The organism is Enterovirga aerilata, assembly GCF_013044135.1.
GTDB classification, from domain to species: domain Bacteria; phylum Pseudomonadota; class Alphaproteobacteria; order Rhizobiales; family Beijerinckiaceae; genus Enterovirga; species Enterovirga aerilata.
The window spans coordinates 211,904-238,351 of the sequence record NZ_JABEPP010000005.1 but is presented as its reverse complement, the minus strand read 5'-3'; the positions used below and the strand labels follow the sequence as shown (position 1 = coordinate 238,351).

Sequence of the window (26,448 nt, the reverse complement as noted above, 5' to 3'; positions counted from 1 at the left end):
GCCGGCTGGCGTTCACCTGCCTATGAAGCCGGTTCTCGTCGTCGCCTTCGTCATGTGCCTGGCCGCCTGCCAGACCGATCCGTTCTGCCGCCGGCACAACGCGGCCACCTTCGGGCCGAGCCGCGAGGCCTGGAGAACCATGACGCCGGCGGAGCGCGAGGCCGCCGGCAGGAGCTTCAACGAGGCAGCCCGGCGCTGCGGCTGGGAACCGTGACGGCTCACGCCTGCTGGAACCCTTGACCTTCCAGGCCCTTGAGCCCAGGAGAGGGACGGCAGTCGGGGCGTAGCGCAGTCTGGTAGCGCATCTGCTTTGGGAGCAGAGGGTCGCTGGTTCGAATCCGGCCGCCCCGACCATCGCCGCCCGTGTGAGGACAGACGGACCGCATGCCCGCCCGAATCTACAAGCCGGCCAAGAGCGCCACGCAATCGGGGCTCGCCAGGACGAAGCTGTGGCTTCTCGAGTTCGAGCAGGAGAGTCCGCGCGAGATCGAGCCGCTGATGGGCTGGACCTCCTCCGGCGACACCCGCCAGCAGCTCCGCCTCCGGTTCGACACGAAGGAAGAGGCGATCGCCTATGCCGAGCGGGAGGGCATCCCGTACCGGGTCGAGGAGCCGACGGAAAGCCGGCGCCGCACCATGTCCTACGCCGACAATTTCAAGTTCAACCGGACGCAGCCCTGGACGCACTGAGCCCGCCGTGCCTCATTCCGGGAGGCGGTCCCAGGCCTTCAGGAAGAAATCCTCCGTCCCGAAATTCCCGGATTTCAGCGCCAGCGCCAGGGGTGTGCGGCCCCTATCGATGGTCGCCGTCCAGGGGACGCCGGGATCGATCTCCGGTCCGATGGCGAGTGCGGTGACGCCGAGCGTCTGCACGACGGCCCCGGAGGTCTCGCCGCCCGCGACGATGAGCTGCCCCACGCCCGCCGCGACGAGGCTCCGGGCGATCGCCGCGAGGGTCTTCTCCACCATTCCGCCCGCGGCGTCGGCCCCATACGCGGCCTGGGCCTCCCGGACCTCCTCCGGCTCGGCGGTCGCGTAGACGAGAACGGGACCGTCCGCCCGTTCCGCGGCCCAGGCGAGCGCGCGCCCGACCACGTCCTCGCCGCGGGCGATGTCGGAGACGAGGACGCGGAAGGCCGGATGCCGCTCTCGCATCCGCGCCACCTGCGCCCGCGTCGCGACCGAGCAGCTCCCCGAGATGACGGCCCTGCGGCCGCTCGTGCGGGGCAGCCGGTCCGCCGTGGCCCCGGGGGGCAGGCGGTCGCGGAAATTCGGGCCGAGGCCGAGAGCCAGGCCCGATCCGGCGGTCACCAGCGGAAGGCCGTCGCAGGCCGCCCCGAGCGCCGCCAGGTCCTCGTCCGTAAGCGCGTCCGTGACGGCATAGGTCACGCCATCGGCCCGCAACGCCGCGAAGCTGTTGCGGATCGCCCGAGGGCCGCCCCGGACCGTCTCGTAGGCGACGAGCCCGACCTTTCGGTCCGTCTGCGCCTGCATCAGCCGCACGAGGCTCGAATCCCGCATCGGTGTGAGCGGATGATCGCGCATGCCGCTCTCGTCGAGCGGCACGTCGCCGACGAAGAGATGGCCCTTGTAGATCGTGCGTCCGTTAGCCGGGAAGGCCGGGCAGACCACCGTGAAGGCGGCCTCGAGCGCGTCGAGCAGCGCATCCGCGACCGGCCCGATATTGCCCGCCGGCGTCGAATCGAAGGTCGAGCAGTACTTGAAGTAGACCTGCTCCGCGCCGGACGCCCGGAGCGCCTGCAGGGCGGCGAGCGAATCCCGCACGGCCATCTCAGCCGGGCAGGTCCGCGATTTCAGCGCCACGACCACCGCATCGAAACCGGCCGGCAGCGGGCCCTCAGGGGCCCCGACGGTCTGGACCGTCCTGAAGCCCGCCTTCACCAGCATGCCCGCGAGATCGGTCGCGCCGGTGAAGTCGTCCGCGATGCAGCCGATGAGGATGCCCATGCGCGCCCGACCGGAACGCTCGTCAAGTCCTGGTCAGGAGAGGATGTGGGCCGGCCAGGAGACCCTCCACAACGATGCCCGTTAAGCCGCCGCGAGCATCTTCTCGACCTCGTTCACGAGCTCGCGGAGATGGAAGGGTTTCGACAGGATCTTGGCGTCGCGCGGCGCCTTGTTGTCGGGGTTGAGCGCGACGGCCGCGAAGCCCGTGATGAACATCACCTTGATGTCCGGATCGAGCTCCGTCGCCCGGCGGGCCAGCTCGATCCCGTCCATCTCGGGCATGACGATGTCGGTCAGGAGCAGCTCGAAAGGCTCCTCGCGCAGCCGGTCATAGGCAGATTGGCCGTTGTCGTAGGACGAGACCTTGAAACCCGCATTCTCCAGCGCCTTGGCCAGGAAGCGGCGCATGTCATGATCGTCTTCCGCAAGCAGGATCTTCATGGCCGGCGAACTCGTTGAACTCGGAGAGGTTTCTACAACGTCCTTAAACGCCACACATGGTAAATTTCGCATGAAGGAGCGCCGGGTCGCGCCGGATCCTTGCCCGTCCGCACCGGTTCCCCGGTCACGCGCGCCCCGCCTGTGGACTCGGAGACACAGGCCCGCCACATTGGGCCGCAAGGTCCAGCCCCCCGCGTTCCGACGTCAGGCCCTTCCTTGAACGAAACCGACCCTTCCGTCGAGTTCCACCCGCCCTTCCTCTGCGCGGAACCGGATCGGCAGCGCTTCCCATTCGTCTTCAATGCGCCGCATGCGGGCAGTGTCTATCCGGCCTCCTTCCTGTCCGGATCGCACCTCGACGCCGTCGCGCTCCGCCGCTCCGAGGACGCCTTCGTGGACAGGCTCTTCGCGCCCGTGGTCCGGCTCGGGGCGCCGCTGATCAGCGCCCGCTTCCCGCGCGCCTATCTGGACGTGAACCGCGAGCCCTACGAGCTCGACCCGCGCATGTTCGACGGCAAGCTGCCGCCCTACGCCAATACGCGCTCCATGCGGGTCGCTGGCGGGCTCGGCACGATCCCGCGCATTGTCGCGGACGGGCACGACATCTATCGCGGCCGCCTGCCGGTTGCGGAGGCGCTCCGACGGATCGAGCTTCTCTACAAGCCGTACCATCGCCTGCTGCGCACTCGGCTCGCCCGCACGGTCGAACTCTTTGGTCAGGTGGTCCTGATCGACTGCCATTCCATGCCATCGACGAGCCTGAATCGCGAGGATCTCGTCCGGGCCGACGTCGTGCTCGGTGACCGCTACGGCACGAGCTGCGCCGGGCTGCTTACCGACCTGGTCGATGCCGCCCTGCGCGAGCGGGGCTACGCGGTCGTCCGCAACAAGCCCTATGCGGGCGGCTTCATCACCGAGCATTACGGCGCCCCGGCGCTCGGCCGCCACTCGCTCCAGATCGAGATCAACCGCGCGCTCTACATGGACGAGCGCACCTTGCAGCCGGGTGCGGGCTTCGGGCGCTTGACCGAGGATCTGACGGACTGCTTCGCCGACGTGATGATGGAGGTTGGGGGCGGCCTCGAGCCGACCCGCATCGCGGCCGAATAGGTCGCGACAGAGCCGCCCAAGAAAAAAGGCCGCACACGCGGTGCGGCCCAAGTCTAGGGAGGAAACGCCCAAGGAGGGCAGCAGCGCCAGGCGCTGCGATGCACAATCTACTTCGCGCCGCACAAAAATCAAGTGCCCCGACGGGATTTCTCGCCGCATGCCCGCCGTCCTATGGTGGCCGGCGCCGCCGAGTAGCGCAAACAGTCGGACCGCTGAATGAAGCCTGTTGATTTCTCGAGTTTCGTTAATGACCTGGCCACTAAGTCGGGCCAGGCGATCCTCCCGTTCTTCCGCACCATGCTGTCGGCGGAGGACAAGTCGCGCGGCGGCGTCTTCGACCCGGTCACGGAGGCGGATCGCGCGGGCGAGATCGCGATGCGTCGCATGATCGGGACCATGTTCCCGTCGCATGGCATCATCGGCGAGGAATTCGGTGCGGAGAGGCCGGATGCCGAGTTCGTCTGGGTGCTCGATCCGATCGACGGCACGCGCGCCTTCATGGCCGGTCTGCCGCTCTGGGGCACGCTGATCGGGCTGACCCGCAACGGCGCGCCGGCCTACGGGCTGATGCACCAGCCCTTCATCGGCGAGCGCTTCTTCGGCGACGGCGGGAGCGCCGGCTATGTCGGCCCGCATGGCGAGCGCAAGCTCGCCACGCGCCGCTGCCGCTCGCTCGCCGACGCCGTCCTGTCCACGACGAGCCCGCGGCTGTTCGAGACGGACCTCATGGCGGGCTACGAACGGATCGAATCGGCCGTGAAGCTCACCCGCTTCGGTTATGACTGCTACGCGTACTGCATGCTCGCGGCCGGCCATCTCGACCTGGTGATCGAGTCGGGGCTCAAGCCCTACGACATCGTCCCGCTCATTCCGATCATCGAGGGCGCGGGCGGGATCGTCACGTCATGGGATGGCGGACCCGCCACGCAGGGCGGATCCATCGTCGCCTGCGGGGACAAGCGGCTGCACGATAGCGTCATCGAGCGGCTGCGCGGCTGAGACGAGCCGTTCCGGGGTATCCTGTGATCCCGGGATGAAGGCGTCGAAGGCCTTCCAGAAGACCTCCCGGATGGGAGCCGATTCCATCATGATCTCGTGGCGGGAGCCCGGGATTTCGAGATAGGTCGAGCCCGGGCCGAGCGCGCGGGCGAAGCGCGCGATCGCGGGCGTCAGGCAGACCGGATCGTCCCCCGCTCCGACCACCAGGGTCGGGATCCGGATGCGGCCCGGGCAGTCCTGCGCCTGGAGCCGCTCCATGGCTTCGAAGGCGGCGACGAGCCAGCCGATGGTGGGAGATCCGACGGCGCCCTGGCCGAGCTCGCGCGCTATGGCGGCGTTGCGGGCGTACCGGATGGGATCGCCGGAGAGGCGGTTGCCTTCGAAGGGCTCCGTCGAGATGGAGTGCGCCCGCCCGCCCGGCACGAAGCGGCCGGCGAGCCCGAGCCGCGCCAGGATGCGAACGAGCCCGCGCACGAGCCGCGCATGCTTGACCAAGCTCAGCGCGATCATCGGCGTCGTCGTGACGAGCCGCTGGACGGGGAGCCAGCCTTCCGCCGCCCCGATCAGCGCGATGCAGCCCCCCATCGAATGCGCGAGGCCGAAGGCCGGTTTCGGTAGCAGCGGGTCGACGATCTCGCGCGAAACAGCTTCCACGTCGCGCCGGAAGTGGTCGAAATGCGCCACGTGCCCCTTGCGCCCGTCCCGTACGCTGCGGCCCGACGAGCCCTGGCCGCGCCAGTCGAAGGTCGCGACCGCGAAGCCTCTGTCCAAGAGCTCGCCGGTCACCTCGAAATATTTCTCGATGAACTCGGCCCGGCCGTGGAGGATCAGCACCGTCCCGCGCGGATGGGCGACCCTGGCCGGCCAATAGGCCGCCCGCAAGGTCACACCGTCCTCGGTCTTCACGGGAACCGCCACCCCGCCCGGAGGCGCCGGGTTGTCGGGCGTTTCGACGAGCCTCACGACGCGGTCCGCCTGCGATTTTTTGCGACGGGGGCCTTGAAGGCAGCCGGTGCCATGTCCACCTCATTCGCGTGCCGGCCAAGGTTGGCGGCGCGCCGGTCCGGCCCCAGGGCGGACCCCCCAGATGCATGTCGCTTCACGGAGGATATGCCATGCGACAGTTCGATCTTGCACCCCTGTACCGCAACACGGTCGGCTTCGACCGTCTGTTCTCGATGCTCGATCAGTTCGGGGGCAGCGAGGCGGCTCCTTCCTACCCGCCCTACAATATCGAGCGCACCGGCGAGAACGCCTACCGCATCTCGGTCGCGGTTGCCGGCTTCTCCGAGGATGACCTCTCCATCGAGGTGAAGGAGAACGCGCTCACGATCCGCGGCGAGAAGAAGGGCACCCCCGAGCGCAAGTCCGATGTGCTCTACCAGGGCATCGCGGCCCGCAGCTTCGAGCGCCGCTTCCAGCTCGCGGACTATGTCCAGGTGACCGGCGCGTCGCTCGAGAACGGCCTGCTCCATGTCGATCTCGTCCGCGAGATCCCGGAGACCAAGAAGCCCCGGCAGATCGCGATCAATACCCGCGGCCCGCAGACCATCGAGGCCAAGCAGGCCGCGTAAACCATCGGCCCATCCCTTTCGGCCCCGGAGCGCCCCTCCGGGGCTTTTTCATGCCCGCGCCGTTCCGTGAACCTGGCGCCTCGGCGGCTAGGGGCAGGAGGCTGAAGGCGACCACGCCGCGGTTGCTCCCTCGCGGAAGCGTCTGTCGAGCGCCATCGGGTGAACGGCGGCAGCCGGCCGGGCTCGCTCACAGCCGTCGCAACATGGCTTGGGCCGCCATGGGCGCACGGACCTTGTCGCCTGCGATGAAGAACACGAAGACGTCGCGGGGCCGCTTCTCGGGGCGCGTCGTCGCCAGGCAGGGCAGCCCCTCGGGCGTTTCGCCGCGCTTCCAGGCCCTGGCCCGCCCGGCCCAGAGGTCGAGCTCCGCGGGCGGGTAGCCTTCCTGCTCCGCCTCGCGGCAGCGCTGGAGCCGCGCATAGACGAAATCGCCGACCGGATCGGCGATGGCCGGGTACTCGTCCGATTCCGCAAAGACCGCGGGAACCTGGTGGCGGCGCAGCACCTCGATCAGCTCGGGCACCAGGAACGTCTCGTGCCTGACCTCCAGCGCGTGACGCAGCGGGCGGCCGCCGCGCTCCTTCGGCAGGAGCCTCAGGAATGCGTCGATGTCCTCCGGCTCGAAGCGCTTTGTCGGCGCGAGCTGCCAGAGAAGCGGTCCGAGCTTGTCGCCGAGTTCCAGGACCCCGGAGGCGATGAAGGTCTCGACCGCATCGCCCGCCTCGGCAAGCCGCTTGCGGTTCGTCACGAAGCGGTGGCCCTTGACCGAGAAGACGAAGTTCTCGGGCGTCTCGGCCGCCCATTTGCGGAAGCTCTCGGGCGACTGGGTGCGGTAGAACGTGCCGTTGATCTCGATCGCCGTGACGTGCCGGCTTGCATGTTCGAGCTCGCGGGCATGCGGCAGCCCCTTGGGATAGAAGGTCCCGCACCAGGGCGCGAAGGTCCAGCCGCCGATCCCGACCCTGATCATGCCCGTCCCGCCCCGATCCGCCGCAGGGACCATTCTGCCGCCATGCGGGACGGCCCGCCACCCGGAAGCGCCGGCGCCTGCGGAGCCCGCCCGCGAAAAAGGCCGCATCCGGGAGGATGCGGCCCGATCGGTCTGGTGCGGGGGAGCCGGGAGGCGGCGGTCAGGCCTGCGGCTGCGGCTCGAGTCCACCGGGCTCGCCGCGCGGCCGGTTCCGGCCGGCCTGCGGGACGGGAGAGCCGCGGGACGGCGCCGGCGGCTCGCCGAGATCGCGCACGGGCGGCTTGCCGTCGAGCAGGTCGCGGATCTCCTCGCCGGAGAGCGTCTCGTATTCGAGGAGCCCGCGGGCGAGCGTCTCCAGGTCCTCCCGCTTCTCGGTCAGGATGCGGCGGGCATCCTCCAGGCCCGTCTCGACGAGGCGGCGGACCTCCGAGTCGATCTTCTGGGCGGTCGCCTCCGACACGTTCTGCTGCCGGTTGACCTGCATGCCGAGGAAGACCTCGTCGTTGTTCTCGCCATAGGCGACGGTGCCGAGCTCGGGCGAGAAGCCCCAGCGGGTCACCATCATCCGGGCGAGCCGGGTCGCCTGGTCGATGTCGGACTGCGCGCCGGACGTGACCTTCTCGGGCCCGAAGATCATCTCCTCGGCGATGCGGCCGCCCATCATGATGGCGAGGCGCGAAGTCATCTGCTCGAAGGACATCGAGAGCTTGTCCCGCTCGGGGAGCTGCATGACCATGCCGAGCGCGCGGCCGCGCGGGATGATCGTCGCCTTGTGCACCGGGTCGGTCGCCGGGACGTTCAGTGCGACGATGGCATGGCCGGCCTCGTGATAGGCGGTCAGCCGCTTCTCGTCGTCCGTCATCACGAGGGTGCGCCGCTCGGCGCCCATCATGACCTTGTCCTTGGCATCCTCGAACTCGTGCATCGTGACGATGCGCTTGCCGCGACGGGCCGCGAGCAGCGCCGCCTCGTTGACGAGGTTCATGAGGTCGGCGCCCGAGAAGCCGGGGGTGCCGCGCGCGATCGTCTTGAGGTCGACGTCGGGCGCGAGCGGCACCTTGCGGACATGGACGCGCAGGATTTTTTCCCGTCCCACGATATCCGGATTGGGCACGACGATCTGGCGGTCGAAGCGGCCGGGACGCAACAGCGCCGGGTCCAGCACGTCGGGCCGGTTGGTGGCCGCGATGATGATGATGCCCTCGTTCGCCTCGAACCCGTCCATCTCGACGAGGAGCTGGTTGAGCGTCTGCTCGCGCTCGTCGTTGCCGCCGCCGAGGCCCGCGCCGCGGTGACGGCCGACAGCGTCGATCTCGTCGATGAAGATGATGCAGGGCGCGTTCTTCTTCGCCTGGTCGAACATGTCGCGAACGCGGGAGGCGCCCACGCCGACGAACATCTCCACGAAGTCGGAGCCCGAGATGGTGAAGAAGGGCACGTTCGCCTCGCCCGCGACGGCACGGGCGATCAGCGTCTTGCCGGTGCCGGGCGGGCCGACCAGGAGGCAGCCGCGCGGGATGCGCCCGCCGAGGCGCTGAAACTTCTGCGGGTCGCGCAGGAACTCGACGATCTCCTGCAGGTCGTCCTTTGCCTCGTCGACGCCGGCCACGTCCTCGAAGGTGACGCGGCCATGCGCCTCCGTCAGGAGCTTCGCCTTGGACTTGCCGAAGCCCATGGCGCGGCCCGCCCCGGACTGCATCTGGCGCGACAGGAAGATCCAGGCGCCGATGAAGACGAGGATCGGCAGCCAGTTCACCAGAAGCGCGATGAACCAGGGCGTGGAATCGCCGGCCGGCCGGGCCGTGATCTGGACGCCCTTCTGCGACAGCTTCTGCACGAGGAGCGGGTCGTAGGGAGCATAGGTCGTGAAGGTGCGCCCGTCCGTATAGGTGCCCGTGATCTCCTGGCCGGAGATGACCACGTTGGAGATGCGGCCGTTATCGGCATCCGTGAGGAGCTGGCTATAGGCGATGTCGCCTCCGCCGCCGCGCTGCCCCGGATTCTGGAACAGCGTGACGAGCGCCAGAACCAGAAGGAAGATGATCACCCAGAGGGCGAAATTGCGAAAATTCGGATTCATCTCAGCGGGCGATCCCCGGGACGCGCCGCGAGCGCGCATGCTCGTCCCCGAGCCGTAATCTAGGCGCCCCGGGGGGCCGTGCCAAGTGAAGCGGGGTTCGGGACCTCGATCGGGGTTACCGCGTCCCGTCGCCCCCGACGCCGCACCGGCTCCGGGACGATCGCGAGCACGCCGGTCCTGTCGAGCTGGAGCAGGCGGCCGGCGAGCGTCCGCCGTACGGGCAGGCCCGCCGCATGGGCCTGCAGAAGCGCCTCGAGACATTCCTCCAGCCGCTCCAGCCGGAGATGCGGCCCGCCGGCCTCGTCCTCGGCCGCGGAACGAGGCTGCTCGAGCAGGCGCTTGAGGACGCGCAGCGCGATTTCGGCGGGTTCGGCCGCGAGTGCGGCCATCTCGACCCGCGCCCCTGGGCCCGGCTGCAGGGCGAGCCGGGCGAGCGCGGTCTCCGCCGCATGATCGAGCCCCTCATCCGCCCGGGCGAGCCGGGCGGCAAGCCGGGCGAGCCGCTCCGCGTCGAGACCCTCCGCCGCGAGGAGAGGCATGATCGCGCGCCGCCAGCGTACCCGGGCGAAGCGAGGGTCGGCATTCGAGGGATCCTCGCTGAAAGGCCAGTCGCGCGCCAGGCAGGCCGCGACGAGGCCGGCCTTCGGGATCCTGAGGAAGGGCCGGACGTGCTGCAGCCCGCCTCGCGCGACCCGAGGCCGCATCGCCGCCAAGCCCGAAAGTCCGGACCCGGCCGCCAGCCGCAGCAACACGGTCTCGGCCTGATCGTCGAGCGTATGCGCCGTAACAAGGTGGCTGGCGCCGATCTCCCGCGCGTGCTCGAGAAGCAGGCGGTAGCGGGCCTGCCGGGCCGCCGCCTGCGAGACCGGCCGCCGCTTCGGGCCGGCCCAGGTCAGGATGGCGTGCGGCAGCCCGAGCTTCGCCGCGAGCTCCGCGACGGCCTCGGCTTCGGCGCGGGCCCCGGGGCGCAGGCCATGATCGACGGTCGCCACGGATACCGGAGGGCGCCCCGGAGCGCGGGCCCATTCCGCCAGGGCACCCATGAGAGCGACCGAGTCCGGTCCGCCGGATACGGCAGCGAGAACGCGGGGAGCGGCTTCGAGCCCGGCGAAGGCGGCTGCGAATTCGGCCTGGCCTGGCCGCGCCTCGTCCGCGGGCCGGCGGATCACGTCGGGCAGCGAGCCTTCTTCTGCTCGCGGTCGACTGCCTGTTTCAGGCTCGCGGAGGCCTGCGGATACTTCCGCTCAACCTCGGCGAAGGTGGCGCAGGCCTGGTCCTTGGCGCCGAGAGCCGAGAGCGAGATTCCGAGCTTGAGCAGCGCGTCGGGAGCCTTCGACGAGCGCGTGTGCTCGGTCGAGACCTTCAAGAACTGCTCGGCCGCATCCCGGTGCCTGCTGCGCTGGAGGTAGCTCTCGCCGAGCCAATAGGTCGCATCCGCCGCGAGCCGGTCGCGGCCATGCTGGGCGAGGAAGCGGCGCAGCGCGCTCTCGGCCTGGTCCCATTGCTTCTGGAGCACATAGGCGTAGGCCGCATCGTAATCCGCGCGCGCCTCTCCGCCGCCGGCGGGCAGGCTCGCCGTGGCGCGCGGAGTGGAAGCGGCCGGGTTGGTGCCCGCGACGGCCGGGTTCATGCCTGCCACCGGCCCGCGCGCCGCCGCGCCGAGGTCGAGCGGCGCGCCCTCGGAGAACGCCGTGTCCTCTCCGCCGCGCCGGCGTCCGGGAGCGGGGTCCGCCAGCGGCGGCGAGGCGGCGGTGGTCCCGAGCGGGCGTGGCGCTCCCGGGGCACCGGGCTCGGCGTCCGGATCGAACGCATCGCTGCGGCGGCTGGGCCGGGGCGTCGAAGCGGGCGTCTGCGGCGCGGAGGAGGGCTGCGTCGTTGCGGGCGCGGCGGAACGGCCGCCGCCCGAGCGCTCCTGGAGCCGGAACTCGACGTCCTCCTGGAACTTCCGGAGCTGCTCCTTCTGCTGCCGGTTCTCGAACTGGAGCTGCTCGATCTGCCCCGACATCTGGCGGACCTGGCCCTCGAGGCGGTTCAGCCGGACGAGGAGCTCGGCCGCGTCCTGCGCGAAGGCGGGAGCGAGCGGGGTGGTGGACAGCGCGGCGCTGAGCGCCAGCGCGGCGAAACGGGCCATGAGCACTCTCCTACGGGGCCCCGAGTAGCACGCCCGAACCGCGTGCCAAAGGCGGCGCGGCCCGAGGCCGCGCCACCCGCGATCAGGACTCGCCGGCGCCGCCGATGACCGTGACGGCGCGGCGGTTCTGCGACCAGCAGGAGATGTCGTTGCAGACCGCCACCGGCCGCTCCTTGCCGTAGGACACGGTGCGCATGCGGGAGGACGGGATGCCGCGCGAGGCGAGGTAGTCGCGCACGGTCTGCGCCCGGCGCGCCCCGAGCGAGAAGTTGTATTCGCGGGTTCCCCGCTCGTCCGCATGCCCTTCGATCAGGAAGCTGTGGCGGGGATAGCGCTGCAGCCACTCCGCCTGCCGGTCGAGAGTCGCGGTCGCCGTCGGGGTGAGATCCGACGAGTCGGACTCGAAGAACACGCGGTCGCCGACATTGACGACGAAGTCCTGGGCGGAGCCGGGCGTCGCCGCCCCGCCCGCGCCGAAGCCGCGGCCTCCGGCCCCGCCCGCGCCGGAAGCGTCGGCCAGTTGATCGGGCGTGGACGAGCAGGCGGCGATCGACAGAGCGGCCGCGAAAACGGCGGCGAGCCTGAGGGCGGTTGCGCCCCGAGCGAGGGACGACAGCATCTGAGAACTCCTTCACGCGACCCTGGATGCACCAGAGCTAGCCGCGAGACGTTAAGGGCAGGTTCCGTCAACCTTGACGAAGTCTTGCCGGCATGCAGTGCCGCCGGCAGCGAATCCGGAAGGTCTCGTCAGCGTTAATGCTGTCTGAAATGGGGCGGAGCCGTGTGCCGGCGCACGTGGACGCGCATCAACGCCCCTCGCCGAGCAGCGGCGACCAGGTCGGGTCGGAGGCGTAGGACGGGGTCGGGATCGGCACTTCGACCTTGCCGGTGATGTCGATCATGTAGAGCTTGCCGCCGGACTGCCCGCCCGGATCGCGGAAGATGACGAGGTACTGCCCGTTCGGCGCCCAGGACGGCCCCTCGTTGTGGAAGCCCTCGGTCAGGATGCGCTCGCCCGACCCGTCCGGCTTCATGACCCCGATGGCGAACCCGGCCGCGCTCTGCTTGGTGAAGGCGATCAGATCCCCGCGCGGCGACCAGGCCGGCTGCGAATAGGCGCCCTGGCCGAAGGAGATGCGGCGCGGGTTCGAGCCGTCCGGAGCCATGACGTAGATCTGCTGCTTTCCGCCGCGGTCCGACTCGAACACGATCTGGGAGCCGTCGGGGGAATAGGAGGCCGAGGTGTCGATCGCGTTCGTGTTCGTCAGCCGGCTCGTCTGCCGCGTGGCGAGGTCGTAGGCATAGATGTTGGAGTTTGCGCCGTCCTGCAGGCTGATCAGGAGCCGGCGGCCATCGGGCGAGAAGCGCGGGCTCGCGCTCATCTCGGCGAAGTTGCCGACGACCTGGCGGGAGCCGGTCTCGAGGTTGATCACCTGCACCCGGGGCTGCTGACCCGAGCTCTGGGACATGAAGGCGATGTCCTGCGTCACGGGCGAATAGCGCGGGGCGACGGCGAGCGAGTCGCCCTGCGTGAGATAGCGGACGTTTCCGCCGTCCTGGTCCATCACGGCGAGTCGCTTGCGACGGTTCTCCTTCGGCCCGGATTCGTCCACGAAGGCGATGCGCGTGTCGAAGAACCCGCCGACTCCCGTGATCTTCGTATACACCGCGTCCGAGATGATGTGGCTGACCCGGCGCCAGCTTGCGGCGTCGGTCGTGTATTGCTGGCCCTGGACCTGCTGGCCGGCAACCAGGTCCCACAGCCGGAACTCGGCCTTGAGGCGCCCGGACGCGTCGCGCGCAACCCGGCCGGTGACGAGGCCCTGCGCGCCCGACGCCTTCCAGGCCGCGAATTGCGGTGCCGCATCGAAGCTCGGCCGCTCGGGGAAGCGCCCCTTGTCGAGCACCTGGAAATAGCCGGAGCGGGTCAGGTTGTTGGCGATGATGCCGGAGACCCGCTGCCCGAGATCGCCCTCGCCCGAGAAGTCGGCGATCGCGATCGGGATCGGCTGGAAATTGCCGCGCCGGACATCGATGACGAGTTCCGCCCTCGCCGGACGGACGAGGCCGGGTGCGGCGGCTCCGGCCGCCAGGGCGGCAGCGAAAGCGTTGAAGGAACGGCGGCTGATTGAGGTCATGGCGCTCGGCGGGTTGGGGCCGCGCGGTCGAGGCGGGGGCTATCCCACCTGGCGCGGGTCGAAATTCACCACGAGATCGCGCCAATCGTTGTAGAAGGGCGCGAACTGGGCCGGGATCTTGAGAGGGGCGCAACGGCGGGTCGCACGCGTGGCGCTGTCGGCGATCGAGCGGAAGAGCGGGTCGCCCGAGGAATTCATCACCACGGGCTCGGCGGCCAGCGATCCGTCCTGGTTCAGCTTCACGCGGACGGTCGGCACGGGAGGCTTGTCGACGGATTGCGCGGCGACCGGCACCTGCCAGCAGCGGTGAAGCTGCTCGGACAGGAGGCCGATGAGCTGGTCGCGCTGGCTCGGATTCAGCCGCTGGGAACTGCCGGTGGCCGTGCCGAGGGAGGCGGTGCGCTGGACCTCGCGCCCGGTGGCTCCGCTCGAGCGGGAGGGCTCCTTCGACGCGAGGAGCTGCCGGATGTCGCCGGGGCTGAACTTGTCGGCGGCCTCTGCCTGCCTGCGGGCCCTGGCTTCGGCTTCCGCCTTGGCCTTCGCCTGGGCGAGCGCCTTCGCCTTGGCCTCCGCCTCGGCCTTTTCGCGGGCCTCCGCCTCGGCCAGCGCCTTCAGCTTCGCCTCGAGCTCGGCCTTCGCCTTGGCTTCGGCCACGGCCCTGGCCTTCGCTTCGGCCTCCGCTTTCGCCTTGGCCTCGGCGAGCGCCTTCGCCTTGGCGGCCTCGACCCGGGCCTTCTCCAGAGCCTCCGCCTCCTGCCTTTCGGCGAGCTTCTGCGCCTCGACGGCTTTCGCGGCCGCCTCGGCCTTGGCCTTCGCCTCGGCGGCCTTCTGGGCCTCGACCTTGGGGTCGGGCTTGGGCGGCTCGGGACGGGAGGGCGGGGCGGGTGCAGGCTGGGGATTCGCCGCTTCCGCGACGCGCTTCGGAGCGGGCGGCGGCGGGGGCGCCGCCTCGGCCTCCTCTTCGGCGACCTTCACCTCGGCCGGGCGCTTCGGCGGCGCCGGCGCATCGACCTTCTCCTCGCCGGGATCGCGCTCGACCCGCGTCTCCGCGACCCGGTCGGCGCGCGGCTTCGGCTCGGGCAGGGGCTTGGCGGCCTCGCGCTCGCCCTTGGTCATTTCCGAGAACTGGTTGTCGGTCACCACCTCGACCGGGATGCCCTCCTCGGCATCGGGCAGCTTGCTGGTCGACAGTCCGAACACGGCCGCGAGCAGGATCGCGCCATGCGCCGCGCCGGAGATCCAGGCGCCGGGCTCCGACCTGTCGAAGGGGATACGCACCGGACGCGCCCCTGCCGCTATCTGCGCTCGGGCTCGGTGACGAGCGCGACGCGCTTGTAGCCGGCCGAGGTCACGATCGCCATCACCTGGGCGACGCGGCCGTAATCGACCTTCTTGTCCCCGCGCACGAAGACGCGCTCGTCATGGCCGTTCTTGGCGACCTGGCCGAGGCGCGGCACGATCTCGTCGTCCTTCAGCTCGTTCTCGGCCAGGAAGACCTGGCCCGTCTGCCGGATCGACAGGGTGATCGGCTTCTGATCCACGTTGAGCTGCGCGGCCTTGGTCTGCGGCAGGTCGAGCGGCACGCCGACCGTCATGAGCGGCGCGGCCACCATGAAGATGATGAGCAGCACCAGCATGACGTCGATGAAGGGCGTCATGTTGATCTCGTTGATGACGCCGGCCCGCCGCCCGCGCCGCCTGCGGCGCCCGCCGCCCCCGGCCGTCCCGATCATCGCACCCATTCGTCCGACCTCAGGCCGCGAGCGCCATGCGCTCGTCGATCTGCCGCGACAGGATCGCCGAGAACTCGTCCGCGAAGCCCTCCAGGCGGGCCTGCGCCTTTCCGACCTGCGCCTGCAGCTTGTTGTAGGCGAGCACGGCCGGGATCGCCGCGAAGAGGCCGATGGCGGTGGCGAACAGCGCCTCCGCGATGCCCGGTGCCACGACCGCAAGGCTCGTGTTCTTGGAGGCGGCGATCGACGTGAAGGCCGTCATGATGCCCCAGACCGTGCCGAAGAGCCCGATATAGGGCCCTGCCGAGCCGATCGAAGCGAGGAAGACGAGCTTGGAATCGAGCCGCTCCACCTCGCGCTGGATCGTCACGTCGAGGACCTTGTCGATGCGCTGGGCGAGGCTCGCGACCTGCCGCCCGGATCCCTCGAAGCTCCGCTTCCATTCGCGCATGGCCGCCACGAAGATCGCCGGAAGGCCGGCGGCCGGCTTGTCCTTCAGCGAACGGTAGAGCTCGTCCAGCGACTGCCCGGACCAGAACACGTCCTCGAAGCGGTCCATCTCGGCGCGGGTGCGGCGGAGGAGCAGCGTCTTGTCGATGATGATGGCCCAGCACCACACGGAGGCGGCGAGCAGGCCGATCATCACGAGTTTCACGACCGGCGAGGCGCTCATGAAGAGGCCCCAGAGCGACAGGTCGTGGGCGACGGGAAGGGCGTCAGCCGGGTTCATTCTCGACACGTCCTCATAGGCGGCGAACCTGTGCGGGTCACCTTGGTTCGTCGAAAGATCTCGGGCAGAGCGTCTCTCGGTGTGCCGTAAATCTGTCGAAAGTAAGAGCGTGTTCGCTCCCGGTGCTCGCGCTTCCACTTAACACATTGTCAGGGTTAAGGGCGGGTTACGGCGGCCTGGTCCGGCCGGTTCATGATCGCGACGAGCGGGCCGAGCGGCAGGAGCCCGTCGCGGCGCCCGAGTTCCGGGGCGTAGAGGCTCGATACCGAGCCGTCGAGATAGAGCGCGTCGCGGCAGCCGAGCGCGTCCCGGAACAGGCGCGCGAAGGCACCGAAGCTGACGGGCCCGTCGGAGATCGCGAAGACGATCGTCCGCGGGTCGCGCACCCCGACCCCGTTGCGAAGCTTCTTCGACGGACCGTCCTGGGAGATCTTCGGGTGGATGCGGCCGCCGATGACGAGCATGGGCCCGGACTGCGTGGCGAAGTCCGGGCGAGGCCTTCGGCGCAGATAGGCGCCGGTCTCCGCCACGCCCGCGCGGCCCTTCTCGACGAAGAAGATGCCGTTCGGCTTGAGATGGAAATTTCCTTCGCCGCCGGCGGTGTTGACGGGCTTCAGCTCGCGCCCGCTCTCGACATAGAGACCGACGGGGGCGAGCGCCGGATCGTACATGCCGGCATTCATGGCCGCCAGAAGGTTCGGGCCGGCCTCCGGGACGAGGCGGCGGAAGCCGCCATACGGGTCGCCATCGGCCGCTTTCCAGAACAGCCGCACCGCATGCCGGCGCAGGTCGGCCGTGCAGACGGAATAGCCCTGGCCCTCGTGCGACACGCGCCGGCAGACCGGTTCGGCGGCCCAGGCGGGCAGGCCGGGCCCGATCGGCCCTGCGACCAGGAACGCGACGGCCAGACAGAGCAGGGCCCGTTTCACGGTGCCCTCCGCTGCAGCAGCCGCCTGATCTCGTCCGGGAGACGCGCCGGCCTGCCGCCCGCCAGCACGGCGACATGCACCCCGGCCGTGAGCAGGACGGCATCGGCCCGCAGGATGCGCTGGCTCATGCGGAGCGAAGCGCCCCGGATCTCCGTCGTTTCGGTCTCGATCGTCAGCAGATCGTCCATGCGGGCGGGCCGGAGGTATTCGATGTTCATGCGCCGCACGGCGAAGATGATGCCCCCCGGTTCCGCGTGGAGGATGGACTGGTCCACGCCGGCCGATCTCAGGAGCTCGGTCCGCCCGCGCTCCAGGAAGCGCAGGTAGTTGGCATGATAGACCACGCCCGAGAAGTCGGTGTCCTCGTAATAGACCCGGACGGGAAGGCGGTGCGGCGCGGGATCCATCAGCGGGAGCAGAGCACCTTGATGCGCTCGGCCAATGCTTCCGCCGCCCTGGCCCATTCCTCCATGACGGGCTGCAGGTTCGCGTTCGCGTCCTCCAGGCGCGCGATCGCGCGCCTGGTATCCTCGTCGACCTTGCCGCGCAGCGAAGAGAGCTCGATCTCGCGCGCGCCTCTCGCCAGCGCCTTGACGCTCTCCCCGGAGGCGGTGAGCGCCGCCCGGTAGGTCGCGCATTCCAGCCGCGACAGCTCTTCCGCCGTGGCACCGAGCGGCATGACGCAGAGGGCGAGCGCAAGAAGGCGGCGCATGGCGATGGCTCCGATGAGGTGCGGTGCACCCCTGAACGCGGTCACCGCCACGCCCGGTTCCACCTCATTCCTCCTCGGCGAAGAGGCCGAACTGCGCGGCCGGGTCGCGCTTCGGCTCCGGAAATCCGAGATGCCGGAAGGCATGCGCGGTGAGCAGACGCCCGCGCGGCGTCCGCTGCACGAAGCCGCGCTGGATCAGGAACGGCTCGATGATCTCCTCGATCGCGTCGCGGGGCTCGGAGAGCGCGGCCGCGATGGTCTCCACGCCGACCGGCCCGCCGCCATAGTTGGTGGCGATCATGGTCAGGTACTTGCGGTCCATCTGGTCGAGGCCGGCTGCGTCGACGTCGAGGAGCCGCAGCGAGACGTCCGCGATCTCGCGCGTGATTCTGTCTGCACCCTCCACCAGCGCGAAGTCGCGCACGCGCCGCAGCAGCCGCCCGGCGATGCGCGGGGTGCCGCGCGAGCGCGCCGCGATCTCGCGCGCGCCGTCCGGCGCGATGCCGATGCCGAGCACGCGCGCGCCCCGGGTCACGATCAGCTCGAGCTCGTCCGTGTCGTAGAATTCGAGCCTGATCGGGATGCCGAAGCGGTCGCGCAGGGGCGTGGTGAGCAGCCCGGCGCGGGTCGTGGCGCCGACCAGGGTGAATCGCGGCAGGTCGATCTTCACGGACCGCGCCGCCGGTCCCTCACCGATCATGAGGTCGAGCTGATAATCCTCCATGGCCGGATAGAGGATCTCCTCCACGGCCGGGTTGAGCCGGTGAATCTCGTCGATGAACAGCACGTCGCGCTCGTCGAGATTGGTGAGCTGCGCGGCGAGGTCGCCTGCCTTGGCGATCACCGGTCCGGAGGTCGAGCGGAAGTTCACGCCGAGCTCCCGCGCCACGATCTGCGCCAGCGTCGTCTTGCCGAGGCCCGGCGGCCCGACGAAGAGCACGTGATCGAGCGCCTCGCCGCGGCCCTTCGCGGCCTCGATGAAGACCTGCAGGTTCTTGCGCGCCGCCCGCTGGCCGATGAACTCGGCGAGCGCGAGCGGGCGGAGGGAGACGTCCGGATCGTCGCCCCGGGGCTCCGGGCTCGTGATGGTCTTCTTCGGGCTCGACGCCATGTGCCGGCCTTACGGCCTCGCAGGGGCGAAGTCACCTGAGACGCCGCCGCGGCGCGGGCTCGCGCTCGGCGGGTGCGGGTCCTGTGGCCCAGCGTGCGAACGCGGCACCCGCCCTATGGCGGCCCGGGCTCGGCGAAGCGCTCCGTCCAGACGAGCGCCGCCGGCTCGGGCAGGGGCACGAGGAGCTCGGCCAAGGCCGTGCCGGGGACCTGCGGGGCTGCCGCGTCCGAGCGCGCGCCGCCGTTCTGCAGAAGGAGCCCCGTCGTCGCCGCCCCGAGGCCGAGCGTCCAGGCGAGCAGGGCGGTGCCGTACAGCCGGGCGAGGAGGTGGCGGCGGGGGCGCCGCGGCGGCCTGAGACGGGCCGGCCTCAGCTCAAGCTCCCGCTCCGGGACGGTGAGGTCGCGGATGACGGGACCGCGATGGGACAGATTCTCGGTACGGCGGACCAAAGCGGAACACTCCGGAGTGCACGCCCGGTTCCGCTGCAGCCGCCATGCCGGTCTATTCGGCGAGCGCCGCCCGGAGGGCCGCGAGGTTCGCCCGCATCATGTCGAGATAGGTCGGCGCCGGGCCGCCGGGGGCGGACAGCGCGTCCGAGTGAAGGCGGCCGCCGATCTTCGCCCCGCTCTCGGCCGCGATGCGGTCCGCGAGCCGCGGATCGGAGACGTTCTCCAGGAACACGGCCGGAATCCTGCGGGCCTTCACCTGCCGGATGATGCGGGCGATGTCGGCCGCCTTGGCTTCTCCGCCCGTCGAGACGCCCTGCGGGGCCGTGAAGGTGAGGCCATACGCCTTCCCGAAATAGCCGAACGCGTCGTGCGTCGTGATCACCTCGCGGCGTCCCGGCGGGATCGCTCCGATCCCGGCCCGAATCCCGCGGTCCAGTTCCTCGAGCCGCTCGAGATAGCGTGCCGCGTTCGCCTCGTAGGCGGCCCGGCCCTCGGGATCGGCCTTGGCGAGGCCGTCGCGGATATTGGCCACGTAGAGCTTCGCGTTCGCGACGTCCTGCCAGGCATGCGGATCGGTGTCATGGTCGGCGTGGTGGTCGTGCCCATGACCGTGGCTCGCCTCCTCGCGCAGCGGCTTGACCCCGGCGGAGGCGACCACGATCGCGGCCCTGGTGCCGGCGGCGCGCAGGAGCCGGTCGGTCCAGCTGTCGAAGCCGAGCCCGTTCACGACGACGACCTTCGCATCCCTGATGCGGCGCGCATCGGCCGGCGAGGGCTGGAACGAATGCGCATCCGCATCTGGCCCGACGAGGCTCGCGACCGCCACCCGCTCGCCCCCCACCTCCCGGACGAAATCGGCCAGGATGGAGAAGGAGGCGACGACCTGTACCTTCCCGTCCGCGAGCGCCGGCCCGGAGACGAGGAGGAGAAGGAGGGGGATGCAAAGGGTCAGGCGTCCAAGCATGCGGGTTCGAGGGCTCCGGAGTTAAAGAAACGTTATTATGTTACGTTTTGTCAGGCAAGAGAAGGCGTCAGGGCGTGGTATTTGTCCCTCTTCGTTGCACGGGCGAGGGAGCGCGGCGCCGGTTCACCGGCCCGGATGGTTCTGGGGGGATTTGCCGGGCTTCCTCCCGGCGCCCCGCCGCGCCGCGCTCCATTCCTTCCCTCCGCAGCTTCGGGGAAGTCGGCGCCCGAGCGGCTCCGGGCGATCGCGGCCGTGATGCCCGAGGACTTCGTCATTCCCGGCGGACGCGCAGCCCGAGAGGAATCCGGACAACCTAGCCCGCGCCGATCGCCCGCCGCACCAGCGCGAACAGCGCGAAACTCGAGCAGACGAGATAGAGACCGAGGAAGCAGAGCGGAACGATCCAGAGCAGCTTCCGGGTCGCGAAGACGTTCTCGACATGGTCGAGCGGAGCGGCCATCCCCCCGGGGTCGCGGGCCCGCATGTGGTCCTGCACGACCATGCGGAGATAGGCTACGACCATGCGGAAGTAGGCGGCCGTCGCGCGAAGCGTCCCGGGCTTTTCCGGTCTCGTCGCCTCGTCCCGGGCGGCCGCGACCTTCATGCCGCGCACATGCGAGATCGGGAAAAGCGCGGGCCCGCCCGTCCCGCCGAGCTCGATCCATTCCCTGAGGCGCCGGTCGATCTCGCATTCCAGCATGTCGTGGAACTTGCCCTGGCGCGTGCCGATGACCAGCCAGACGAAGGAGAACAGCACGCCGGACAGGGACAGCACGAGCGAGATGGCGAAGACGCCCTCGGCATAGAGGGTCGCGAAGGCGGCCAGGAGGATCGACACGGTGAACAGGAAGCTGCCGAGCCGATCCTGCCCGATTTCTTCGGCGTAGCGGAACCACGCGTCGAAATCCCGGATCGAGGCGGCCTGCGCCTCGAGCTCCCGTGCCGTCCCGCCCTCCGGCTCGTCCATGCCCGCGCCCTCCCGGGTCGAGACAGCCAAGACTACAGGTCCGTCTGGTCTCCGACGAGACGCCGCGGCCGCCGCAAAGGGATTAGCGGCAATCTCCGAAGGAGAGGGGCGAGACGGCCGAAAGGCAGGTCCGGCGCCGCCCGCCCGAGCCTGCTAACGAACGAGGACGGCGCTCGAGCAGCGGATGGTGGTGGCCCAGGTATCGGCCACGCCGATCTTGAGGCCGACGAGGCTGAGAGCGCTGGAAAGCGCTTGGTCGATGACGCCCGTCCGGGCGGCCAGGATGTCGACGACGAGGCCCTCGATCCCGAGCGGCAGTCCGAGCCCCAGCACCTCCGTCTTGAGCCGCAGGTCGCCCAGCAGCGATTTCACCAGCGCGGCCGCGAGATCCCCGGTGCCCGTCGTCTTGCGCGTGCCGCGCTCGACATCGACGCGGGAGAAGACGACGGTCTGCGGCGAGAGATCGCCGATCCGGGCATGAGCCTGGCCCTTGATGCGGAGGAGCGGTATCCCGACCAGGGTTGCGGGGCCGGGACTCGGCTTGATGGCGGCGTTGCCGAACTCGGCCGTTCCGACCTCGCCGATCCAGGCATCCGTGAGGCCGGGCGTTACCTTCAACCTGATCTCGTCCCTTTGCGGGTCGGTGGCCGAGCAGGACATCTCCGTGAGCTCGGCCTGGGCAGGAGCGAGTTCGACATAGATCGGCAGGCGGACGGTTGCGAGGGATCCCATCCCGAGAAGCTGCAGATCCACCAGGAGGCGGGTCTGGGCGGTGTGGACGCTCGTGCCGGTCGCTCCGACCGCCAAGCTGCTCCGCCCCGCAGGCTGCTCACCGACGGCCAGCCGGATATCCGCCGATACGAGGCCGGGGATCTTGAGCGGCAAGGACCACCGCACCTCGCGGCCCCCTTGCGCGATCTGGAGAGCCTGGGTCACGAGATCGAGCGCACCGACGACGTTTCCGGCGAGATCCGCGCTGCCTGTCCTGCGCGAGCCGAAAGGGCCCACCGAGAACAATTGCTCGAGGGAGATGTTCTCCGTGGAGCCCGCCTTCGCGAGCGCGATCTGGGACAGGGCGGCCAGGGCACGCGCATCCGACGCGGCCGCCTGCGCCGCGTCGGAAACGGAGCGAAGGAGGTCGCCGATCCGCCAGCGCCGGCTGAGGAGATCGGCGTAGGTCGCCTCCTTGAGATCGACCCGCACGGCCAGAAGATCGAGGAAGCGGAACAGGTCGATCTTCGCGGAGAGCAGCGACTCGTAATCGAGCAGCGACAGACGCAGCTCGCTGCCCAGGAGAGATCCGAGCATCGCATTCAGAAGGCCGGCATCGAGCCGCGCCAGCCCGGAGCCGATGCCGAAACCGGCGAAGCGGGCCTGAGCCGCGATCGCCTCCGTCCGCACCGCCTGGTTCCGGGGGAGGCTGGCGGCCGGATTGGCCATTACGGACCCGATCAGGCTTGCCAGGGGCCGCCGCACGGACACACGCGCGGCGTTGAACGGCGTCGCTCCGGGAACGAAGCGGTTGCCGAGCGGGGTCGCGGGACTGGCCTGGTAGTGCCCCAGTTCCAGCCCGTCCAGCTCGGAGGCCCGGAACCCGTTCTGGGCCAAGGTGGCCGTCGCGGCACTCCGCGGATTGGCGAGATCGCTTGCGGCTGCGATCGCCGCAAGATCCGTCACGGCCTGCTGCTGCCGCTTGGACACGAACCAGAAGCCGACATCCAGCACGCCTGCCGACGCAAATGCGAGAACGGCGAGGGACACTGCCGCAAGCGGCGCGACCGATCCCGAGCAATCCCGGGGGGAGCGGATCCTCGGCACCGGTTCAGTACCCGCCACGCTGCACCGCCGCGCTCCGCCGGACGATGGGACTTGGAAGCGGGATCAGGCTGGACAAGCGGTAGACCGCCGATCGGGTCATGTCATAGCTGAGGGATATCCGGATGACGGCCGAGGGCGGGGGGCCGATCTCGGACGAGACCTGAAGCTGGCTCGGATCGAGGATCCCGTAGGCGGCCGCGTTGTCCCGGACGAAGTTGCGCGCCAGGGCGTCCCGTTCGGCATCGGAGAGGCCGGCCACGGCCGAGCGCGCCGCCTCGGCCGCGAGTTGCTGCACTCCGTGATGGACGAGGAGCACATAGCCGTACAGGACCGTGCCGAGTAGAAGCGCCATCAGCAGCGGCGCTACCATGGCGAATTCTACGGCGGCGTTCGCCTTGGACGAGCATGCGAAACATCGGGCCGTTGAGACGACGTGCATGATCCAAGTTGTTGGGCAGACATGTTGATAAATGGTTTGGCAGTAAAGCCGATTTAAATCCGTCGTCGCTCCTGTTATGACTTGGGCTTCAGTGGTGAATTGCGCTATTTTACTCACGATGAGATCGTGGGCAGCAGAATTGCGAGCGTCTACGTGCAGCCGGGCGCGGGTCGTGCGGGAATTCATGTCATATCGCGGCCCGCGAGGCGCTGATCTCCGTCAGAGCGCTACCGTCCCGGCGGGGGTTCAGTCGTCGACCGCCGGCCGCGGCGCTCTGCCGCAAGGCTCGCTCGTCAGGCGGGACAGATCGGAAGCGGACGGTTCTATGCGCCCGGCCCGTCGGACGGGACGCCCCGACTTAGGCCGGCTCTCCCGCCAGCGCCTTCAGCCGATACATCGCCTCCAGCGCCTCGCGCGGACTGAGTTCGTCCGGATCGATGGCGGCGAGCGCGGTGCGGAGCGGGTCGGGCTCGGCCAGCCTTGCGGGCGGCGTCGCCGGCCTGGCGGCGGCGAAGAGGGGGAGGTCGTCGATCAGCGCCGCCTTCGGGCGCTCGCGGTCCTGCTTCTCCAGCTCCGACAGGATCACCTTGGCGCGCTCGACGACAGTGGCCGGGAGCCCCGCAAGGCGCGCGACCTGCAGCCCGTAGGAGCGGTCGGCCGCGCCGGGCACCACCTCGTGCAGGAACACGACGTCGCCGTTCCACTCCGTCATGCGCAGCGTCGCGTTGGAGAGGCGCGGCAGCCGCTCGGCGAGCGCGGTCAGCTCGTGGAAATGCGTGGCGAAGAGCGCGCGGCAGCGGTTCTCCTCGTGCAGGTGCTCGATCGCCGCCCAGGCGATGGAGAGGCCGTCGAAGGTCGCCGTCCCGCGGCCGATCTCGTCCAGGATCACGAGCGAGCGGCGCGTCGCCTGGTTCAGGATCGCGGCGGTCTCGACCATCTCGACCATGAAGGTCGAGCGGCCCCGCGCTAGGTCGTCCGCAGCGCCGACCCGCGAGAAGAGCCGGTCGATGATGCCGAGATGCGCCGAGTTCGCCGGCACGAAGGCTCCCGTCTGGGCGAGCACGGCGATGACCGCGTTCTGGCGCAGATAGGTGGACTTGCCGCCCATGTTCGGGCCGGTCACGAGCAGGATCTTGCCGTCGCGCTCGCCCCCGATCTCGGTCGAGTTCGGGATGAAGGGCTCGCCGTCGCGCTTGAGCGCCGCCTCGACGACCGGGTGGCGCCCGCCCCCGATATGGAAGGCGAGGCTGTCGTCGAGCTTAGGGCGCGTCCAGGCGAGGTCGTCGGCGAGATCGGCGAGCGCCGCCGTGACGTCGAGGACGGCCAAGGCCTCCGCGGCCGCCGCGATCGCCGGGGCGGCGCCGTTGATCGCGGCCGCCAGGGCGTCGAAATGGCCGAGCTCGATGCGGAGCGCGCGATCGGAGGCCGACGCGATCTTCTGCTCCAGCTCGCCGAGCTCGGTCGTGGTGAAGCGCATCGCGCCCGCCATGGTCTGGCGGTGGATGAAGGCGTTGTCGGCCCGCGCCAGCTCCTCGCCCGCTGCCTGCGGCACCTCCACGAAATAGCCGATGACGTTGTTGTGCTTGACCCGCAGCGTGCGGCAGCCGGTCTCGGCCGCATAGCGGGCCTGAAGGGCCGCGATGACGCGGCGGGAATCCTGCGCGAGCTCACGCGCCTCGTCGAGGGCGGGGTCGTAGCCCGGGCGGATGAAGCCGCCGTCGCGGCGGAGCAGCGGCAGCTCGTCGGCGAGGGCGCGCGACAGCTCGGCGCCGAGCTCCGGCGGGACGCCGCGCGCCATGTCGCGGGCCTCCGCGAGTTCGTCGGGCAGGTCGTCGATGCCGTCGAGCCGCGCCGCGATCTTCCGTGCCGCCAGGAGGCCGTCGCGCAGGCAGGCGAGGTCGCGCGGCCCGCCGCGGCCGAGCGAGAGGCGGGACAGCGCGCGCGACGCATCGGGCGCGCGGGCGAGGCGTTCGCGAAGGGCATCGCGCAACTCCCGCTCGGCGAGCAGGAAGGCCAGCGCATCCTGCCGGCGGGTAATGGCGGCAAGATCCGTCAAAGGTCCGGCGAGGCGCTCGGCCAGGAGCCGGCCGCCCGCGGCGGTCAGCGTGCGGTCGATGGCGGCAAGGAGGCTGCCGGACCGCTCGCCGCCGAGCGTGCGGGTGAGCTCGAGATTGGCCCGTGTCGCCGGATCGATCAGGAGCGTCGCGCCCCCGTCGAGCCTGGCGGGCGGCTGCAAGGCAGGCCGGCTGCCGAACTGCGTCCGCTCGACATAGGATAAGGCTGCGCCCGCGGCCGCGATCTCGGCCCGGCTGAAGGTGCCGAAGGCATCGAGCGTCGCGACCCCGTAGAACTCCTTCAGCCGCCGTTCGGCCGAGGCCGCGTCCAGCCCGTCGCGCGGGATGGGCGTGAGCGCGGCCCGCTGGTCGCGCCAGAGAGGCTTCAGGTCGGGATCGTCGTGGATCGTGTCCGGCAGCACGATCTCGCGCGGGTCGAGACGCGCGATCTCGGCCGCGAGCCCGGCGGCATCGGTCTCCGACACGGAGAAGCGGCCCGTCGAGATATCGACGGAGGCAAGGCCGTAGCAGAAGGCCGTCTCCGAGACGCGCCGGCGCGCCACCGCGAGGAGGAGGTTCGCGCGCGCCGGCTCGAGCAGGCGCTCCTCGGTCAGCGTGCCGGGCGTGACGAGCCGGACTACGGCGCGCTGGACGACGGACTTGCCGCCGCGCTTCCTGGCCTCGGCCGGGTCCTCCGTCTGCTCGCAGACCGCGACGCGGTGGCCGAGCGCGATGAGGCGGTGAAGGTAGTCGTCCGCGCGGTCGACCGGCACCCCGCACATCGCGATGTCGAGCCCCTGGTGCTTGCCGCGTTTCGTCAGCGCGATGCCGAGCGCGCGCGAGGCGATTTCCGCATCCTCGAAGAACAGCTCGAAGAAGTCGCCCATGCGGTAGAACAGGAGGCAGCCGGGATTGGCGGCCTTGATCTCGATATACTGCGCCATCATGGGCGTGACGCGCGCATCCGGCCCGGCGGGACGGGCGAGCTCCTCCGGCAGGGCGGCGGGTTCATCGCCGGCGATCGGGTAGGCGACGTCCATCGGCATGGGTGCGACGGTAGCAGGGCGGGGGCCGGCTTTCACCGGGGCAGGGCGAGTCGTCCCCGGCTAAGAGAGCGCAGGGACCCCGAGC

The 26,448-nt window shown here is 70.2% G+C and carries 27 protein-coding genes and 1 tRNA gene; 6 read left to right on the top strand and 22 right to left on the bottom strand.

What is annotated here, in order from left to right; genetic code table 11:
* The first annotated feature begins 22 nt into the window (after window positions 1–22).
* From HJG44_RS18250 to HJG44_RS18240, 3 genes are all read left to right on the top strand, one after another.
* Window positions 23–214, top strand: coding sequence for a hypothetical protein (locus tag HJG44_RS18250; RefSeq protein WP_171219757.1), 192 nt, complete (start codon window positions 23–25; stop codon window positions 212–214).
* 63 nt (window positions 215–277) lie between these two features.
* Window positions 278–354 (top strand) — tRNA-Pro (locus HJG44_RS18245).
* Between the two features lie 30 nt (window positions 355–384).
* A complete protein-coding gene (locus HJG44_RS18240; RefSeq protein ID WP_171219756.1) occupies window positions 385–690 on the top strand; it encodes an ETC complex I subunit in 306 nt (101 codons plus the stop codon).
* A gap of 12 nt (window positions 691–702) precedes the next feature.
* On the opposite strand, the gene otnK is transcribed toward HJG44_RS18240, so the two are convergent.
* Both otnK and cpdR read right to left on the bottom strand, forming a co-directional pair.
* A complete protein-coding gene (gene otnK / locus HJG44_RS18235) occupies window positions 703–1,968 on the bottom strand; it encodes a 3-oxo-tetronate kinase (protein ID WP_171219755.1) in 1,266 nt (421 codons plus the stop codon).
* A gap of 81 nt (window positions 1,969–2,049) precedes the next feature.
* Complete coding sequence (cpdR, locus tag HJG44_RS18230; protein ID WP_171219754.1) at window positions 2,050–2,409, bottom strand: cell cycle two-component system response regulator CpdR; 360 nt, start codon at window positions 2,407–2,409, stop codon at window positions 2,050–2,052.
* Window positions 2,410–2,625: 216 nt separating this feature from the next.
* On the opposite strand from cpdR, the gene HJG44_RS18225 reads away from it, so the two are divergent.
* Both HJG44_RS18225 and hisN read left to right on the top strand, forming a co-directional pair.
* Window positions 2,626–3,519 carry an N-formylglutamate amidohydrolase gene (locus HJG44_RS18225; protein WP_171219753.1) on the top strand — a complete coding sequence of 298 codons (894 nt, stop codon included), beginning with the start codon at window positions 2,626–2,628 and terminating at the stop codon, window positions 3,517–3,519.
* Window positions 3,520–3,735: 216 nt separating this feature from the next.
* Window positions 3,736–4,518, top strand: coding sequence for a histidinol-phosphatase (hisN, locus tag HJG44_RS18220; RefSeq protein WP_171219752.1), 783 nt, complete (start codon window positions 3,736–3,738; stop codon window positions 4,516–4,518).
* Here the strand turns inward: hisN and HJG44_RS18215 are convergent.
* Entirely contained in the window at window positions 4,423–5,481 is a 1,059-nt protein-coding gene (locus HJG44_RS18215; RefSeq protein ID WP_171219751.1) for an alpha/beta fold hydrolase, read from the bottom strand. The genes hisN and HJG44_RS18215 overlap by 96 nt on opposite strands.
* A gap of 152 nt (window positions 5,482–5,633) precedes the next feature.
* Between HJG44_RS18215 and HJG44_RS18210 the strand changes: the two genes are divergently transcribed.
* The gene (locus tag HJG44_RS18210) at window positions 5,634–6,092 is read left to right on the top strand and encodes an Hsp20 family protein (protein ID WP_171219750.1); all 459 of its coding nucleotides are present in this window, start codon (window positions 5,634–5,636) and stop codon (window positions 6,090–6,092) included.
* Window positions 6,093–6,279: 187 nt separating this feature from the next.
* On the opposite strand, the gene HJG44_RS18205 is transcribed toward HJG44_RS18210, so the two are convergent.
* The 19 genes from HJG44_RS18205 to mutS form a co-directional block, all read right to left on the bottom strand.
* Entirely contained in the window at window positions 6,280–7,095 is an 816-nt protein-coding gene (locus tag HJG44_RS18205; RefSeq protein WP_246736344.1) for a DUF72 domain-containing protein, read from the bottom strand.
* Window positions 7,096–7,222: 127 nt separating this feature from the next.
* On the bottom strand, window positions 7,223–9,142 hold the full coding sequence (ftsH, locus tag HJG44_RS18200) for an ATP-dependent zinc metalloprotease FtsH (RefSeq protein WP_171219749.1): 1,920 nt from the start codon (window positions 9,140–9,142) through the stop codon (window positions 7,223–7,225).
* 59 nt (window positions 9,143–9,201) lie between these two features.
* Window positions 9,202–10,308, bottom strand: coding sequence for a tRNA lysidine(34) synthetase TilS (gene tilS, locus HJG44_RS18195; RefSeq protein WP_430395078.1), 1,107 nt, complete (start codon window positions 10,306–10,308; stop codon window positions 9,202–9,204).
* Window positions 10,308–11,273 carry a tol-pal system protein YbgF gene (gene ybgF / locus HJG44_RS18190; protein WP_171219748.1) on the bottom strand — a complete coding sequence of 322 codons (966 nt, stop codon included), beginning with the start codon at window positions 11,271–11,273 and terminating at the stop codon, window positions 10,308–10,310. The genes tilS and ybgF overlap by 1 nt, the downstream gene beginning before the upstream one ends.
* Before the next feature lie 82 nt (window positions 11,274–11,355).
* Window positions 11,356–11,892 carry a peptidoglycan-associated lipoprotein Pal gene (gene pal, locus HJG44_RS18185; protein ID WP_171219747.1) on the bottom strand — a complete coding sequence of 179 codons (537 nt, stop codon included), beginning with the start codon at window positions 11,890–11,892 and terminating at the stop codon, window positions 11,356–11,358.
* 187 nt (window positions 11,893–12,079) lie between these two features.
* The gene (gene tolB, locus HJG44_RS18180) at window positions 12,080–13,411 is read right to left on the bottom strand and encodes a Tol-Pal system beta propeller repeat protein TolB (protein ID WP_171219746.1); all 1,332 of its coding nucleotides are present in this window, start codon (window positions 13,409–13,411) and stop codon (window positions 12,080–12,082) included.
* A gap of 39 nt (window positions 13,412–13,450) precedes the next feature.
* The gene (gene tolA, locus HJG44_RS18175) at window positions 13,451–14,689 is read right to left on the bottom strand and encodes a cell envelope integrity protein TolA (RefSeq protein ID WP_171219745.1); all 1,239 of its coding nucleotides are present in this window, start codon (window positions 14,687–14,689) and stop codon (window positions 13,451–13,453) included.
* Between the two features lie 17 nt (window positions 14,690–14,706).
* Window positions 14,707–15,153 carry a protein TolR gene (gene tolR / locus HJG44_RS18170; RefSeq protein WP_171219744.1) on the bottom strand — a complete coding sequence of 149 codons (447 nt, stop codon included), beginning with the start codon at window positions 15,151–15,153 and terminating at the stop codon, window positions 14,707–14,709.
* Window positions 15,154–15,163: 10 nt separating this feature from the next.
* Window positions 15,164–15,874 (bottom strand): protein TolQ, encoded by a 711-nt coding sequence (gene tolQ, locus HJG44_RS18165; protein WP_171219743.1) that lies wholly within the window; start codon window positions 15,872–15,874, stop codon window positions 15,164–15,166.
* A gap of 155 nt (window positions 15,875–16,029) precedes the next feature.
* The gene (locus HJG44_RS18160) at window positions 16,030–16,803 is read right to left on the bottom strand and encodes a phosphodiester glycosidase family protein (RefSeq protein WP_430395076.1); all 774 of its coding nucleotides are present in this window, start codon (window positions 16,801–16,803) and stop codon (window positions 16,030–16,032) included.
* Window positions 16,800–17,210, bottom strand: a complete 411-nt coding sequence (gene ybgC, locus HJG44_RS18155; RefSeq protein WP_171219742.1) for a tol-pal system-associated acyl-CoA thioesterase — start codon at window positions 17,208–17,210, stop codon at window positions 16,800–16,802. The genes HJG44_RS18160 and ybgC overlap by 4 nt, the downstream gene beginning before the upstream one ends.
* Window positions 17,210–17,515: a hypothetical protein gene (locus HJG44_RS18150; RefSeq protein WP_171219741.1), complete on the bottom strand. Its 306-nt coding sequence runs from the start codon at window positions 17,513–17,515 to the stop codon at window positions 17,210–17,212. Before HJG44_RS18150 ends, ybgC begins: the two co-directional genes overlap by 1 nt.
* 64 nt (window positions 17,516–17,579) lie before the next feature.
* Window positions 17,580–18,626: a Holliday junction branch migration DNA helicase RuvB gene (gene ruvB / locus HJG44_RS18145; protein ID WP_171219740.1), complete on the bottom strand. Its 1,047-nt coding sequence runs from the start codon at window positions 18,624–18,626 to the stop codon at window positions 17,580–17,582.
* Window positions 18,627–18,739: 113 nt separating this feature from the next.
* Window positions 18,740–19,075, bottom strand: a complete 336-nt coding sequence (locus tag HJG44_RS18140) for a hypothetical protein (RefSeq protein ID WP_171219739.1) — start codon at window positions 19,073–19,075, stop codon at window positions 18,740–18,742.
* Between the two features lie 52 nt (window positions 19,076–19,127).
* Window positions 19,128–20,039: a metal ABC transporter solute-binding protein, Zn/Mn family gene (locus HJG44_RS18135; RefSeq protein WP_171219738.1), complete on the bottom strand. Its 912-nt coding sequence runs from the start codon at window positions 20,037–20,039 to the stop codon at window positions 19,128–19,130.
* 313 nt (window positions 20,040–20,352) lie between these two features.
* The gene (locus HJG44_RS18130; RefSeq protein WP_171219737.1) at window positions 20,353–21,036 is read right to left on the bottom strand and encodes a hypothetical protein; all 684 of its coding nucleotides are present in this window, start codon (window positions 21,034–21,036) and stop codon (window positions 20,353–20,355) included.
* Between the two features lie 123 nt (window positions 21,037–21,159).
* The gene (locus HJG44_RS18125; RefSeq protein ID WP_346767215.1) at window positions 21,160–22,824 is read right to left on the bottom strand and encodes a TadG family pilus assembly protein; all 1,665 of its coding nucleotides are present in this window, start codon (window positions 22,822–22,824) and stop codon (window positions 21,160–21,162) included.
* A 4-nt stretch (window positions 22,825–22,828) separates the two neighbouring features.
* Window positions 22,829–23,263 carry a TadE/TadG family type IV pilus assembly protein gene (locus tag HJG44_RS18120; protein ID WP_281411542.1) on the bottom strand — a complete coding sequence of 145 codons (435 nt, stop codon included), beginning with the start codon at window positions 23,261–23,263 and terminating at the stop codon, window positions 22,829–22,831.
* 358 nt (window positions 23,264–23,621) lie between these two features.
* Complete coding sequence (mutS, locus tag HJG44_RS18115; protein ID WP_171219734.1) at window positions 23,622–26,363, bottom strand: DNA mismatch repair protein MutS; 2,742 nt, start codon at window positions 26,361–26,363, stop codon at window positions 23,622–23,624.
* Window positions 26,364–26,448: the final 85 nt, after the last annotated feature.

Coding starts and splice junctions, on each gene's coding strand:
- HJG44_RS18250 (WP_171219757.1), top strand. CDS start 23: ATGAAGCCGGTTCTCGTCGTCGCCTTCGTCATGTGCCTGGCCGCCTGC.
- HJG44_RS18240 (WP_171219756.1), top strand. CDS start 385: ATGCCCGCCCGAATCTACAAGCCGGCCAAGAGCGCCACGCAATCGGGG.
- otnK (WP_171219755.1), bottom strand. CDS start 1,968: ATGGGCATCCTCATCGGCTGCATCGCGGACGACTTCACCGGCGCGACC.
- cpdR (WP_171219754.1), bottom strand. CDS start 2,409: ATGAAGATCCTGCTTGCGGAAGACGATCATGACATGCGCCGCTTCCTG.
- hisN (WP_171219752.1), top strand. CDS start 3,736: ATGAAGCCTGTTGATTTCTCGAGTTTCGTTAATGACCTGGCCACTAAG.
- HJG44_RS18210 (WP_171219750.1), top strand. CDS start 5,634: ATGCGACAGTTCGATCTTGCACCCCTGTACCGCAACACGGTCGGCTTC.
- HJG44_RS18205 (WP_246736344.1), bottom strand. CDS start 7,095: ATGGTCCCTGCGGCGGATCGGGGCGGGACGGGCATGATCAGGGTCGGG.
- ftsH (WP_171219749.1), bottom strand. CDS start 9,142: ATGAATCCGAATTTTCGCAATTTCGCCCTCTGGGTGATCATCTTCCTT.
- ybgF (WP_171219748.1), bottom strand. CDS start 11,273: ATGGCCCGTTTCGCCGCGCTGGCGCTCAGCGCCGCGCTGTCCACCACC.
- pal (WP_171219747.1), bottom strand. CDS start 11,892: ATGCTGTCGTCCCTCGCTCGGGGCGCAACCGCCCTCAGGCTCGCCGCC.
- tolB (WP_171219746.1), bottom strand. CDS start 13,411: ATGACCTCAATCAGCCGCCGTTCCTTCAACGCTTTCGCTGCCGCCCTG.
- tolR (WP_171219744.1), bottom strand. CDS start 15,153: ATGGGTGCGATGATCGGGACGGCCGGGGGCGGCGGGCGCCGCAGGCGG.
- tolQ (WP_171219743.1), bottom strand. CDS start 15,874: ATGAACCCGGCTGACGCCCTTCCCGTCGCCCACGACCTGTCGCTCTGG.
- ybgC (WP_171219742.1), bottom strand. CDS start 17,210: ATGGATCCCGCGCCGCACCGCCTTCCCGTCCGGGTCTATTACGAGGAC.
- HJG44_RS18150 (WP_171219741.1), bottom strand. CDS start 17,515: ATGCGCCGCCTTCTTGCGCTCGCCCTCTGCGTCATGCCGCTCGGTGCC.
- ruvB (WP_171219740.1), bottom strand. CDS start 18,626: ATGGCGTCGAGCCCGAAGAAGACCATCACGAGCCCGGAGCCCCGGGGC.
- HJG44_RS18135 (WP_171219738.1), bottom strand. CDS start 20,039: ATGCTTGGACGCCTGACCCTTTGCATCCCCCTCCTTCTCCTCCTCGTC.
- HJG44_RS18120 (WP_281411542.1), bottom strand. CDS start 23,263: ATGCACGTCGTCTCAACGGCCCGATGTTTCGCATGCTCGTCCAAGGCG.
- mutS (WP_171219734.1), bottom strand. CDS start 26,363: ATGCCGATGGACGTCGCCTACCCGATCGCCGGCGATGAACCCGCCGCC.